Source organism: Pseudochrobactrum sp. Wa41.01b-1 (genome assembly GCF_019464455.1).
GTDB classification, from domain to species: domain Bacteria; phylum Pseudomonadota; class Alphaproteobacteria; order Rhizobiales; family Rhizobiaceae; genus Pseudochrobactrum; species Pseudochrobactrum saccharolyticum.
The window spans coordinates 892336-906886 of sequence record NZ_CP080493.1; the positions used below are offsets into that span (position 1 = coordinate 892336).

Sequence of the window (14551 nt, forward strand, 5' to 3'; positions counted from 1 at the left end):
TAAACATCACTTGCGGTTATTTCTTTACGAGCTTTGACACCACATTTTCAATCATCTGCATACCGGCATTACCGCCGAGTGTCATGATTGACTCCGGATGGAACTGTACTGCAGCCACCGGCTCTTTTGCATGTTCAAAGCCCATGATAACGCCGTCATCTGTCTCAGCAGTGACGATGAAATCTGCTGGCAGTGTCGTCTTATCCGCATAAAGCGAATGATAGCGGCCAACGGTGACTTCCTGCCCGAGACCATCAAACACCACGCCGTTTTTCAGGATTTTAATCCGTGACGGCTTGCCATGCATCGGAATTTCCAGCTGTTTCAGTGAGCCGCCATAGGCTTCCGTCAAGGCTTGCAAGCCCAGACATACACCAAAAACCGGCAGATCACGGTCACGCGCTTTACGGATTGTATTCGTGCAGTCGAAATCTTTCGGCGTACCAGGCCCCGGTGAAAGCACCACCAGATCCGGTTTGAAGCGGGCAAAGATTTCATCGCTCACCGGCGAGCGCACGGTCGCCACATTGGCACCAGTCTGGCGGAAATAATTGGCAAGCGTATGCACGAAGGAATCTTCGTGATCGACCAGCAGAACAGAAATTCCGGTTCCTGCTTTCATAGACTGCGCCTTCTCCTGCAATTCCGGCTTAATATGCGCCTCACGGATCGCTGTCAACATCGCCGATGCTTTCAGCTCGGTTTCGGCTTCTTCTTCCTGCGGGTTTGAATCATAGAGCAAAGTCGCCCCTGCCCGCACCTGTGCCACACCATCTTTAATGCGGATAGTGCGCAGTGTCAGGCCGGTATTCATATCGCCGTTAAAATGCATCATCCCAACCGCACCACCATACCATGCGCGAGGGCTGCGTTCGTTTTCTTCAATGAAGCGCATCGCCCATAGTTTTGGTGCACCGGTCACGGTTACAGCCCATGCATGGCTGAGGAAACCGTCAAAAGCATCCATACCATCGCGCAGACGACCTTCAATATGATCAACCGTATGGATCAGCCGGGAATACATCTCGATCTGCCGACGACCGATTACACGCACTGATTCCGGCTCGCAAACGCGGCTTTTATCGTTACGATCCACATCAGAACACATGGTCAGTTCGGATTCATCTTTTTTGGAGTTGAGCAGTTTCAGAATCTGCTCGGAATCTGAAATCGCATCTTCACCGCGTTTAATGGTGCCGGAGATCGGGCAGGTTTCGATGCGACGACCATTCACCCGCACAAACATTTCCGGTGAGGCACCGATCAGATATTCCTGCTCGCCCAGATTGATGAAGAAAGAATATGGTGACGGGTTAATGCTTTTCAGCTTGCGGGAAATGGCTGACGGCTGATTTTCGCATTTTTCATAGAAAATCTGCCCCGGCACCACTTCAAAAAGATCTCCGCATTTGAAGCTTTCTTTGGCACGTTCAACCAGAGCAGCATATTCGCCCTTTTGGTGATCGCCTTTTGCCTGCAGTTTTTCAGCTGCTTTGAACACGTCAGACGGTGTTTCGCGCGGTAAGCCATCTGTTTTCTTATTGCCGACAGTGAAGTCGTAGGAATCCACCCATGCTCTTGCAGAATAATGGTCAACGACGAGAATTTCATCTGGCAGAAACAGGACCAGATCGCGCTGATCTTCAGGGCGTTTCAGCTTGTAAGTAATCGGCTCAAACTGGAAGGCCAGATCATAGCCGAATGCACCGTAAAGGCCGAGATTGCTGTCTTCCTCGGAATAGAACAGAGAGACGATCTCACGCAGCACGGTGAAAACCGATGGCATACGCGAGCGTTCTTCTTCCATATATTGGCGTGTCGGCTCAGCAATCGTCAGCTGAATTTTTTGCTCTGCTTCATCATTAATCGTCACTTCTTGCAAAGCGCCGATCACAGGGCGGATACCGCCTAGCAGAATTTCACCACGGGCATTCAGCGCTTCAATGCGCATAGAGCGACCTTTGGAAGTAATCACCAGCGGCGGATCAATAATTGCCGTATCCCAGCGTGTGTAACGACCCGGATATTCATAATTGGATGAAAAGACAGCGCCGCGTCTTGTATCCAGCGCATCAATACGCTTGTCGATAGCCGTTTTGTAATCCACCAGATGACGGCGGCGTGCGACAGTGATGCCGCCCTGCGTGATATGATCGTGCTGATCCTGATCGGCAGTTTTTGCCATAATCGCTCTGCTCCTGTTGCTGCGATCCCTATACTGCCAAACGGCCGGTTTCGCACCTGTTTTTCAACAAAGCATCTCTGCTTTGATTTTAAATAGATACTCAGGCGTTTCAGGATTTCAGGGCAGAAAATAAAAACGGCCGCCCGGTGAACCCTGAGCGACCTGAATGACACTTATGCAAATGTCTGCGTGGCCGCTAGAAGCGAGCCCACCACCAAATAAGAGATGCAAAAGTAAAATTAGTCATGCTCTATTTTTAGCTCTGTTTTTCAGACCTTGCAAGCTCTTCTGTTTCACCATTTTGCGGAAAAGATATTATTGCGCAGAACAAATACATACATCTTAAAATTGCATTTTAAATTTCATTCGAATAAACACCGATCAAGCGCATTCAATGCACAACATGAGCCCACACAATGAGCCACCGCATTGCAAATGCTCAAACGCTCACACCCCATTCATAACATCGAGCTCCTGAGAACCACCCCATCCGGTAAAGAGAACATTCCATATAAAAGCACAATAACAGAAGCTTATATCAAGCCATCAATCAAAAACTTCCAAAAGAAAACCCGGATCAGCAAAAAGATCCGGGTTAAAATGTCCGATATGCGAACTGTCAGGCAGGCGATCATATGGGGAAGATTTGCCCGTCCCGCTTTTCAAAAGCAATTAATTTCAAAAAAATATTATGCTCAGATCTAAAATAACTAAGTGAAGTATGCTTTTCAGTACAAGGCCAAAACTACCTCAGGTTGCATTTTTCGTCAACGAAATTCTGTGCAAAACAGAAAATAAAAAATCGCCCGCCACATTTTATGCGGCAGGCGATTCTTTTTCGATAAAACGCAATATATTACCCTGATTGCGGGCAATCGCGTTGGCTATGTTATTCGCCCATCGCGATCAGCGAAGCGTTACCACCGGCTGCTGCGGTGTTAACTGACACAACCTGCTCCAGCGCAAAGCGCAGCAGATAGTTCGGGCCACCAGCCTTAGGACCGGTGCCGGACAGTCCGGAACCGCCGAATGGCTGGGTGCCGACAACCGCACCGATTGTATTACGGTTGATATAGATATTGCCCACATCCAGACGCTCAACCGCACGGGCCACAACCGCTTCAATACGGCTATGAAGACCAAAGGTCAGACCGAAGCCCGAATTGGCAACCTGATCGAGAACATTATCAAGTTCAGATGCTTTCCAGCGCACAACATGGAGAACCGGACCAAATACTTCGCGTGTCAGTTCTGATGCATCTTTCAGTTCAATGATATGCGGTGCAAAGAAATGACCGGCCTGCAATTCACCTTCCGGTGTCACGCCAACCTTGGTCACTTTGGCTTTGCCCTTCATCTGCTCAACATAGTCGTTCAGCATGGTCTGTTGTTCACGATCAATGATCGGGCCGATATCTGTGGTTTCCAGAGCCGGATTGCCGAGATGCATTTCACGCGCTGCACCTTCGATCATCTTCAGCATGCCATCAGCAACATCTTCCTGAAGATAGACAATACGCAGAGCCGAACAACGCTGACCGGCAGAACGGAATGCCGACATAACAACATCATCAGCAACCTGCTCAGGCAGAGCAGTCGCATCAACGATCATGGCGTTCAGACCACCGGTTTCAGCGATCAGCGGCACAATCGGGCCCTTCTTGGCCGCCAATGTGCGATTGATTGCCCATGCTGTATCGGTCGAACCGGTGAAGCATACACCGTCAATGCGGGTATGCGAGGTCAGAGCAGCACCAACGGAACCGTCACCTGGCAGATAAATCACTGCATCCTGTGGTACACCGGCTTCATGCAGCAGCTTGATTGCTTCATAAGCGATCAGTGGGGTCTGTTCCGCAGGCTTGGCGACAACCGCATTACCGGCAGCAAGCGCAGCGGTCACCTGACCAAGGAAGATTGCCAGCGGGAAGTTCCACGGGCTGATACAAACGAACACACCGCGACCGCGATAACGCAGACGGTTATCCTCACCTGTAGGGCCAGGCATAATGGTTTCATTGGCAAAATGACGACGGGCTTCCGCAGCGTAATAACGGCAAAAATCAACGGCTTCACGGATTTCGGCAATGCCGTCATCCATTGTCTTACCGGCTTCACGCGACAGAAGATCGATGAAACGGTCGCGGTTCTTTTCCAAAAGGTCACCGGCGCGTTCCAGCGCTGTTGCGCGGTCTTCAACGCTCATGCGTGACCAACCGGCAAAGCCTTTGCGTGCAACTTCAACAGCTTTTGCAGCATCTTCAGCAGTTGCTTCAGCAACTGTACCCACCTGAGAACCGTCTACCGGCGACAATACAGGCTGACCGGAGCCTTTTTTAGCAAAACCGGCAAATAATGGCACTGCATCAACATTCGCCCGCGCCTTAACGATCCCGTCCATAAAAGTCCCCAATACTAGTCTGTCACCAAATTCAAGTCCGGCAGAGTTACGACGCTGCCCGTACATATCAACGGGATACGGAATATTTGCATTCCGCATGCCTCTGCCATCATTCAAAATTTCAACCGGACGCTTCAGCAGGCTTGCAACCGGCACATTTTCATCGCCCACAACGGAAACAAACGACGAATTCGCACCATTTTCCAGCAGGCGGCGCACCAGATAAGCCAGCAGGTCGCGATAGCCGCCAACAGGCGCATAAACGCGGCAGGCAATCTTTTCACCGGCTTCTGTCACCTGTTTGAACAGGCTTTCACCCATACCGTGCAGGCGCTGGAACTCGAAACCGCTCTTATCATTTCCGGCCATTTCCAGAATCATCGCCACTGTCAGGGCGTTATGTCCGGCAAATTGCGGGAAAATATGCTTACGCTGATCCAGCATATAGCGGGCGCAGGCAATATAAGATGCGTCAGTTGCAGCTTTGCGGGTGAAGACCGGATAGTCTTCCAGACCGCGTTCCTGCGTACGCTTCACTTCTGTATCCCAGTAAGCCCCCTTCACCAGACGCACCATCATGCGCTGGCCGGTCTTTTCGCACAGGGAAACAATATGCTGGATAACCGGCAGAGCGCGCTTCTGATAGGCCTGAATCGCCAGGCCAAAACCATCCCAGCCAGCCAGTGACGGATCAGCGAAAACGCGGTCGATCAGATCTAACGACAGCTCCAGACGGTCTGCTTCTTCCGCATCAATGGTGAAGTTCAGATCATAGGATTTGGCTTTCTGAGCCAGCGCCAGCACATCCGGCACCAGTTCACGCATCACCTGCGCATGATGGGTCGCCAGATAACGCGGATGCAGAGCCGAGAGCTTGACCGAAATACCCATGCGATCCGGCAGTTTGCCATTGCCGGCAGCTTTGCCGATTTCATCAATCGCATCGGAATAGGACTTATAATAGCGCTTGGCATCTTCTGCAGTGCGGGCACCTTCGCCCAGCATATCGAAAGAATGGCGATAGCCTTTTTTCTCAGCGACTTTGGCGCGCTTCAATGCATCGTGAATATTTTCACCCAGCACGAAATGCGAACCGAGAAAGCGCATTGCCTGTTTGGTGGCTGTGCGAACTGTCGGCAAGCCCATACGCTTAACCAGCGAAGACAGAACGCCTTCCGGTGTTTCGCCCGGGCGGATGACTTTTGCCGCCAGACCCAGACCCCATGCGGAAGCAGACACAAACCATGTATCGCCCTGCGCACGATGCTCGGACCAGTTACCCTGCTTCAGCTTATCTTCGATCAGCTTGTCCTGCGTTGCACTATCCGGCACGCGCAGAAGCGCTTCGGCCAGCACCATCAGCGCCAGACCTTCACGGGTGGACAGGCCATATTCACGCAGGAAATCTTCAACACCGCCAATCCCTTTGGACTGCTTGCGGATATTCGTGATGAATTCCGAAGCCCGCGCATCAATGCGGCGGTTGGCGGCATCATCGAATGTTACGCTGGCCAGCAATGCACTGACCAGCTCATGGTCATCCGGTGCATAAGGCGCGGTAAAAGGCGGCAGTGGCAGGGTTGTATTCTGAGCCTTTTCAGAAACAACCTGAGGGGCGTTTGAAAGGGCTGTATTGGGCAGTGTCATAAAAAGGCTCCTGTAGAGTCTTGCGACGGGTTTTTAACTGTATATTTTATCTCATATAGTTTATCTCACTAATTAAAGTGCCTTATTCGGTGGATATCACTGCAAAAATCGGAATTTTAGCTAAAATGAAGCAAATTGACGCTATGGACAAAAAGATCCTCCGTGCCTTGCAGGAGGACGGCAAGCTGACCAATGCCGAACTGGCCGAGAAAATCAGCCTGTCACAGACCGCAACGGCCGAGCGGGTCAAGCGTTTAACCCGTGATGGTTATGTGCTGGGTTATACGGCAAAGCTCTCACCAAAAATGCTCAACCGCTCCATGCTGGTATTCGTAGAAATCAAGCTCGACCGCACAACACCGGAAGTTTTTGAAACCTTTGCCGAGGCCACAAAAAACAATCCGGTGGTGATGGAATGCCATATGGTGGCCGGCGGTTTTGATTATCTGGTAAAAGCACGCGTGGCTGATATGGAACAATATCGCCGCTTTCTGGCAGACTCCCTGCTCTCGCTGCCGGGCGTGCGTGAAACCCATACCTATCCGGTGATGGAAGAAGTTAAAGAAACCTCGGCAATCGGAATTTAAAAATAAAGCCTTTGCGTGAATCTATTTCTTCACGCAAAGGCGTATAATATTGTTTTAAAATAATAAATTATGCTGCGCGCTGATCCCATGGCTCGAACGGATCATAAAGCGATGCCCATTCATCGGGCACAAAATTATCGGCTTCAACCAGACAATTATCCAGCGCAGCCCGTATTGCCCCCTCATCCATCGCGGCAGTACCAATAAAAACCAGTTCCTGCCTCCGGTCGCCCCAGAACGGATCAAGATAAGGCTGCATAGACTGACGCCAGCCCTCATCTTCCGGCCAGTATTGTTTCGGGATAGAGGCCCACCACAGACCACGTTTTCCTGTACGCAATAATGCCCCCGCCTGACTAAGCTCCCCCACATAGCGCGGACGGGTGGCCAGCCAGAAAAAACCCTTCGAGCGGATCAGCCCTGCCCAGCTTTGCTGAATAAAGTCATGGAATTTAGCCGGATCAAACGGGCGGCGCTCACGATAAACAAAAGAACGGATGCCATATTCCTCTGTCTCCGGCACGTGATCTTTAAAACCATAGAGTTCTTTAAACCATAACGGATGTTGCTCGGCTTTTTCAAAACTGAAGCGGCCGGTATTCATGATCTTCGCCAAAGGCACTTTGCCGAAATCAGCATCAACCACATCGCAGTCCGGATTGAGTGCGCGGATAATTTTATAAATATCCTGCCTTTGCGCGGGCGAAACTTCGCTGATCTTATTCAGCACCACGACATCGGCAAACTCGATCTGTTCCACCAGCAAATCCACAATACCGCGCTCATCGCCTTCACCGGCTGTTTCGCCACGATCGCTCAGAAAATCCTGCGATGCATAATCGCGCAGCAGATTGGCGCTGTCGACAACAGTTACCATCGTGTCCAACCGCGCCACATCAGAAAGGCTGAAACCTTCCTCATCACGAAATTCAAAAGTCGATGCCACCGGCAAAGGTTCGGAAATGCCGGTCGATTCAATCAGCAGATAATCAAACCGCCCCTGTTTTGCGAGCTGCGTCACCTCCTGCAAAAGATCATCACGCAAAGTGCAGCAGATACAGCCATTGGTCAGCTCAACCAGTTGCTCCTGTGTGCGGGACAGATTGGCGCCACCATCACGCAGCAAAGCCGCATCAATATTCACTTCACTCATATCATTCACGATCAGGGCAACACGTACCTCTTCACGATTATTCAGAATATGGTTGAGCAAAGTGGTTTTTCCGGCGCCCAAAAAACCGGACAAAACCGTGACAGGTAAACGTTGTTCCATTTCATCTCCTGAATATCGCCATGTTACGGGTCATGTGCGCTTCAGCGCACAGCCCGTCATTATCGGAAAGGCGACATTGATATGTTATAATATAACAAACGACAAGAGATTTTACGCTATTGCGACCTGATTACACAGATTGAAGGCTTACATATAAAAACGGCGGCTGATGCGAATGAATCTCTTCATGCATAAGCCGCCATAAATATTTGTAATTCAAAAGATTTTTAACTTCAGCAAACGGGGTTGCTAAAATTACAGGTCCATTTCCAGAATGGCCATGGAGAAGTTGTAGGACAGTTCGCCCTCATCTTCATCCTTATAGATGATGCCCAGAAACTCATCATCCATATAAACTTCGCAGGAGTCATCCTTACGAGGACGCGCCTTAACAGTCAGGTTCTGATTATCAAAAGTCCGCTTGAAATAGGCGTCCAGTTTCTTAATTTCTTCGGGTTTCAAACGGATTCTCCTGTTTCATTTTACGGGGCTGTCTCATGCGCCCCTGTGCCCGATATGTAAAGGGGCAACATGTCGCTTTATCCTAAAACCACTCACACTTTCGGGGCGTGCATTTATTCTTACGCACGCCTTACCCGAAAACCGCTTACACTTTTCGGGGCGTGCTTTTATTCAGCAGCATTAATCAGCTGATCCATCGCACGCGAAGGTTCAGCACAATCGCAACTGCCGATCACTTTCGCCGGAACACCGGCGACTGTCACATTATCCGGCACGGCTTTAACCACCACGGAACCGGCAGCAATTTTTGAACATTCACCGATAGTGATATTGCCAAGAATTTTTGCCCCCGCGCCGATCAGCACCCCACGGCCGATTTTCGGATGACGATCACCGCCAGCCTTACCGGTACCGCCCAGTGTTACCTCATGCAGGATCGACACATCATCGCCGACCACCGCAGTTTCACCGATAACCACACCGGTCGCATGATCGAGGAAAATACCGCTGCCGAATTTCGCCGCCGGATGAATATCGGTCTGGAAAATCGATGAAGAGCGGCTCTGCAGATAATAGGCGAAATCCTTGCGTCCCTCTTTCCACAGCCAATGCGCCAGACGATGGGTCTGGATGGCATGGAAGCCCTTCATATAAAGCAGAGGATCAAGAAAACGGTTTGCCGCAGGATCACGGTCATAAACCGCCTGCAAATCAATGCGCAAAGTCTGCGACCATTCCGGCGAGGCTTTGCTCATCGTTACAAAAGTCTGGCGCAGCAAATCAGCAGCCACATCGGCATGGCCGAGGCGCTCGGAAATGCGATGCATAACCACATCTTCCAGACTGCCTTGATTAAGCACTGTGGAATACAGAAACGCCGCCAGCAACGGCTCTTTCACGGCTGCAGCTTCGGCTTCAGCACGCACGGAATACCAGATCGGATCCATATGATCGACGACCTTGCTCACCGGAACAGAACCATGTGCGGCCATTGCATCACTCCTGGCTTTACAGCATTCACTTATTCTTCAATCACCGGAAACCGCCAAATGCTTTGAAATAGCTGGAAAATCTTACCGGAAACCAAATATTTCCGATTATTTTCGCCAGTCATTCACATTGCTGCTTCCGGCATTTATCTGGGCGAGTTTAAACCGCATTACAAGAGATGAAAATCCCTCTGCTGCTATTGCGGTAAAATTACCTGAGCGGATCGTCACATTTTCATAGAAAACCTGTCCGGCAGCACTCAGGCAATCGGATGCGCCTTCAGAAACTCCAGCACAGCCTGCTTGTAAACTTTATCTCCGACCGCCAGCATATGATCGCGGTCAGGAATATCAACTGCCGTTGCATGCGGCATCAGATCGGCCAGATCCTGCGCATCACCGGCAATATCATCCTTCGTGCCGACAGCAACCAGTGCAGGCTGGCTAATCATCGCCATTGCCTGTGCGGGAATAAGCTCTTTGGACGTGATAACACAGGCAGCAAGCGCAAAACGGTCGCTCTTTGTCTGATCCGCAAATTTACGGAACATCAGCCCGCGCGGATGGGTGATACTGTCCACATCCTCCGACAACAGCGCATCATAGATCGGATCCCAGTCACCGGCACCGGTGACCATACCAATGCCTAAGCCCCCGAAGACCAGACTATGTACCCGTTTTGGGTGTTCCAGCGCCGCAAAAGCACTGATCCGCGCACCCATGGAATAGCCCATAACATGGGCTTTATCGATATTCAGATGATCCAGCAGAGCAACAGCATCAGCAGCCATTAATGACGGGTAATAGAGTTCACGGTCATGCGGCTTGTCAGAACGGCCATGACCGCGATTATCAATCGCAATCGCACGGTAACCGGCATCGGTCAGAGTTTTGATCCAGCCCGGATTGAGCCAGTTCACCATACCGGAAGATGCGAAACCATGGATCAATAAAACCGGCTCACCTTGTCCTTCGTCACGATAAGCCAGTTTTAATCCGTCATGTTCAAAATAACGGACTTCATTCACATTCACGACCATAGTTCACTTCCGAGATTTATCTTCCGCCCTGTTTAGCGCAACAGGACTCAAATTCACTGACATTGCCCGCATATTATCCGGTGCTTGACTGTATCACCAGCCTTGATGCCAAGTTTAGCGGCAATGCCTGCATTCACTTCTATGACAAAAGCCACCGGCTCGCCGGAAGCAACAGTATCTTTTGAAAAAGGCACCGTATTTTCAGCAACCCGCGCGATTGATCCGTCATTACGGACAAACAACATATCCAGCGGCAGCGGCGTATTGGCCATCCACATCATCACCGGACGCTCTTCACCGAAAACAAAGATCATCGCACGATCAGCGGGAAAATCCTTACGATACATCAGTCCCGCACTGCGTTTCTGATCCGTATCGGCAATTTCCAGCCCGAAACTTTTCTCACCCGATGCGGTCTGTATTTTCAAAGCCTGCGCATCCACAGAAACGCGCATCGGCTCTTCCTGCGCTGACACCGCAAAACTGCCGCCCAAAAGCGCGGCCACAAATACCAAACAAGCAAACCACTGTTTCATCGGGCAAACCATACTTCAAAACATGTTTGAGAGAAAATATACGTGCAGGCCATTATAGCAAATATAAAAAAACCGGTCAGAGACCGGCTTTAATGCGGATTAGTAAAAGGCGAACCGATATCCGGATGAATTTCTGCCGCCATCAGCCCCTTATCACCATGACCGAACCGCACCAGAACCACCTGTCCCGGACGCAGCTCCATCATACCGAAGCGACGCAGCGTTTCCATATGAACAAAAATATCTTCCGTCCCCTCACCGCGGCTTAAAAAGCCAAAACCTTTGGTACGGTTGAACCATTTGACGATTGCCCGCTCCAGCCCGCTCGACGGGGTAACCACAACATGGGTACGTGCAGGCGGCAGAGTTGAAGGATGCGCAACATCGGAAAGGTCGAGAGACAAAACGCGGAAACATTGCCAGCCGCGTTCACCGCGGCGAATTTCGCAAACAACACGCGCACCTTCCTGTGCGGTTTGAAAACCGTCACGGCGCAATGTCGTCACATGAACAAGAATATCACCGTAGCCGTCCTGATCGGGAACGACAAAACCATAGCCCTTCGCGACGTCGAACCATTTAATGGCGCCGGAAATCTCGACAATATCGGTTGCATCCTCAGCGGAGTTGGTACCATCCATAAACTCATGGGACAAAGACTTGTCAGTCATGGCACGCTCCTCCTTTCATCTGCCGGGCAAATCAGGTTGATTCTCATCTTCAAGATAACACTTCCTTAACCGTATCCGGCAAGAGCAAACTTTCAATATTCCTGTTTCGATCACAGACTTTATGAGCAGGCATGCTAAATCAGCGGTGAACTATTTCAAATCTGCCCTGTTTTAAATATGACACCTGCTAAAACAGACAGGATCAAACAGGGTAAAACAGGAGGCAAACATGCGCTATTTGCACACCATGATCCGTATTCGTGACATTGATGAGTCACTGGATTTTTTTGTTGGAAAATTCGGACTGGTGGAAACACGTCGCACAGAAAGTGAACAGGGGCGCTTCACTTTGATCTTCCTCAGCGCGTCGAAAGATCAGGCAAATACGGAAAGCTCCCGCGCACCGGAGCTGGAACTAACCTATAACTGGGATGCGGAAACCTATAGCGGCGGACGCAATTTCGGCCATCTCGCCTATGAGGTCGATAATATTTATGACTTCTGCCAAAATCTGAAAGACAAAGGCGTTGTCATTAACCGTCCGCCACGTGACGGCCGCATGGCTTTTGTGAAATCACCGGACGGTATTTCCATTGAAATTTTGCAAAAGGGCGAAAGACTGGCACCGCAGGAGCCATGGGTATCTATGGAAAATACCGGCAACTGGTGAGCAAAACTCAGCAATTTGGCTAGGGTTTGAATCAAAAAGCGCCTGCCATTTGCAGCCCAATCTACTGAGCTAAATCAGGCGAATTTTGGATCAGGCACTATTGGCGCGAGAGATCAACCTTAGCCGCATCCACGATACGGATCTGTGTTGAGACTGAACCATTCCAGTGATTGAGCGATAAATGGCCGGCAACATGCACCATGTGTCCGGCCTGATCGAACAGGAAACGCCCAAGATCACTGTCAGCAGCACGGAAGGCAATACCGTCCACGCGTTTACCGTCCAGCCCTTTCAGGGCAACTTTCACATGATCGCGCCCGACAACACGCACATCAGCGATTGTGTGGTTCGGCAGCGCCAGCAACGGCTGCACATGACCGGCACCATAAGGCCCTGCTTTTTCCAGGGCATTATACAGCGCAACCGTGGCACCGGTGGCTGAAACCGCACCATCAATCGCCAGACTTTGCTCAGCGCGCAGTTCATCCACCTGCTCAGCGGCCTGTTCCTCGAAGAAAGCCCGCAAAGCACCGAGTTTGGATTTCTCCACGGTGATACCTGCCGCCATAGCATGACCGCCGCCTTTGACCAGCAAACCCTGCTCAACGGCTTTGCGCACCAGCTTGCCAAGATCAAAACCGCTGATCGAGCGACCTGATCCTGTGCCCACGCCATTACCATTAAAGGCAATGGCAAAAGTCGGGCGTTTCGCCTTATCTTTCAGACGGGAGGCCAACAAGCCTACAATACCCGGATGCCAGTCCTCATTAGCAGTGACCAATACGGCCGGCCCTGACTTGCCGGAAAGCTCAGCAAAAGCTTCCGCCTCTGCCTGCTGCAACATCACCGCTTCCATCGCCTGACGTTCGGCATTCAGCCTGTCCAGCTCTTCGGCGATGGTATTGGCTTCAACCGGATCGTCCAGCGTCAGCAACCGACTGCCAAGAGCAGCATTACCGATACGCCCGCCCGCATTAATGCGGGGGCCAATGAGAAAACCAAAATGGAAACTATTGAGCGGCTCACCAATGCGAGATACCCGCGCCAGCGCCGCCAAGCCAGCATTGCTCTGATTGCGGGCAGCAAGCAGACCTTTGACAACAAAAGCACGGTTCACACCGATCAGCGGCACAACGTCACAAACCGTGGCCAAGCCCACCAGATCGAGATAACCCAGCAAATCCGGCGTACCATTTGGCGCTTTTATACCGCGCTCACGCAATTCCCGCGCCAATTGCACCAAAGTCATAAAGACAACACCGGCAGCACAGAGATGCCCCTGCTCTGAAATATCGTCCTCACGGTTCGGGTTAACAATCGCGGCGGCATCTTCCGGCAAGGCACCACCAAGCTGGTGGTGATCCAGAACCACAACATCGGCACCGGCATCTTTCGCAGCGGTAATTGAGACAGCACTATTGGTACCGCAATCGACAGTCACAATCAGCGACGCGCCTTTGGCAACCAGCTCACGCATGGCATCGGGGTTCGGGCCGTAGCCTTCAAAAATGCGATCCGGAATATAAATGACATTCCTGATGTCATAAGCATTGAGAAAGCGGGACAGTAGCGCCGAAGAACAGGCACCATCCACGTCATAGTCACCGAAAATGGCTACATTCTCACGGCGCTGAATAGCATCGGCAATACGAACTGCAGCCTGTTTCATATCCGTCAAAGTCAGCGGATCAGGCATCAGGGAGCGGATGCTCGGATTGAGAAATTCTTCAGCGGCTTCAAGGCCAACGCCACGACCGGCCATAACGCGGGAAACCAGATCGGGGATGCCGTAATTCTGGGCGATGGCGAGTGCAGTATTGGCTTCACGCAGGCCTAGACGATCAACCCATTTCATGCCCGTTGCAGAAGAACGTATTCCGAGAAACAAACGCTCATTCATATCCACGCGGGCAACTCCTGTTGGTATTGAGTTCTTACAAACGCAAAAGGCGACATTTTTCAATGTCGCCTTATAGCAGAATTTAATTATGGTGCCACTGTCTGAACTCTGCCGTAGCAGGCAAACTAGCGCCGAGGTTAAAAACCGTCAGGTTGCGGCGAAAATGGTGGCTGTTTTGAAACCGGAGCGG

Annotated in this window: 11 protein-coding genes; 2 read left to right on the forward strand and 9 right to left on the reverse strand. The window is 50.9% G+C overall.

The genetic code is table 11. From position 1 onward, the window contains the following. Positions 1-16 precede the first annotated feature (16 nt). Positions 17-2188 carry an anthranilate synthase gene (locus K1X45_RS04280; RefSeq protein WP_220160375.1) on the reverse strand — a complete coding sequence of 724 codons (2172 nt, stop codon included), beginning with the start codon at positions 2186-2188 and terminating at the stop codon, positions 17-19. Positions 2189-3074: 886 nt separating this feature from the next. Further along, the gene (gene putA, locus K1X45_RS04285; RefSeq protein ID WP_220159914.1) at positions 3075-6233 is read right to left on the reverse strand and encodes a bifunctional proline dehydrogenase/L-glutamate gamma-semialdehyde dehydrogenase PutA; all 3159 of its coding nucleotides are present in this window, start codon (positions 6231-6233) and stop codon (positions 3075-3077) included. A 125-nt stretch (positions 6234-6358) separates the two neighbouring features. Between putA and K1X45_RS04290 the strand changes: the two genes are divergently transcribed. After that, positions 6359-6820, forward strand: coding sequence for an Lrp/AsnC ligand binding domain-containing protein (locus K1X45_RS04290; protein WP_075656316.1), 462 nt, complete (start codon positions 6359-6361; stop codon positions 6818-6820). 67 nt (positions 6821-6887) lie between these two features. Here K1X45_RS04290 and zigA read toward each other — a convergent pair whose 3' ends face one another. The 6 genes from zigA to K1X45_RS04320 form a co-directional block, all read right to left on the reverse strand. Continuing rightward, positions 6888-8093 carry a zinc metallochaperone GTPase ZigA gene (zigA, locus tag K1X45_RS04295; RefSeq protein WP_151159994.1) on the reverse strand — a complete coding sequence of 402 codons (1206 nt, stop codon included), beginning with the start codon at positions 8091-8093 and terminating at the stop codon, positions 6888-6890. A 255-nt stretch (positions 8094-8348) separates the two neighbouring features. Next, positions 8349-8555, reverse strand: a complete 207-nt coding sequence (locus K1X45_RS04300; protein ID WP_022710917.1) for a DUF3126 family protein — start codon at positions 8553-8555, stop codon at positions 8349-8351. Between the two features lie 167 nt (positions 8556-8722). Beyond that, entirely contained in the window at positions 8723-9547 is an 825-nt protein-coding gene (gene cysE / locus K1X45_RS04305) for a serine O-acetyltransferase (protein WP_022710916.1), read from the reverse strand. Between the two features lie 257 nt (positions 9548-9804). Next, a complete protein-coding gene (locus K1X45_RS04310) occupies positions 9805-10584 on the reverse strand; it encodes an alpha/beta fold hydrolase (protein WP_370627070.1) in 780 nt (259 codons plus the stop codon). Positions 10585-10637: 53 nt separating this feature from the next. Beyond that, positions 10638-11120 carry a DUF192 domain-containing protein gene (locus K1X45_RS04315; protein WP_220159915.1) on the reverse strand — a complete coding sequence of 161 codons (483 nt, stop codon included), beginning with the start codon at positions 11118-11120 and terminating at the stop codon, positions 10638-10640. Positions 11121-11209: 89 nt separating this feature from the next. Further along, positions 11210-11791 (reverse strand): cold-shock protein, encoded by a 582-nt coding sequence (locus K1X45_RS04320; protein ID WP_075656306.1) that lies wholly within the window; start codon positions 11789-11791, stop codon positions 11210-11212. A 229-nt stretch (positions 11792-12020) separates the two neighbouring features. Here K1X45_RS04320 and K1X45_RS04325 point away from each other — a divergent pair, with 229 nt between their 5' ends. Next, the gene (locus tag K1X45_RS04325; protein ID WP_220159916.1) at positions 12021-12461 is read left to right on the forward strand and encodes a VOC family protein; all 441 of its coding nucleotides are present in this window, start codon (positions 12021-12023) and stop codon (positions 12459-12461) included. A 97-nt stretch (positions 12462-12558) separates the two neighbouring features. Here K1X45_RS04325 and recJ read toward each other — a convergent pair whose 3' ends face one another. Beyond that, complete coding sequence (gene recJ / locus K1X45_RS04330) at positions 12559-14361, reverse strand: single-stranded-DNA-specific exonuclease RecJ (protein WP_220160377.1); 1803 nt, start codon at positions 14359-14361, stop codon at positions 12559-12561. Positions 14362-14551: the final 190 nt, after the last annotated feature.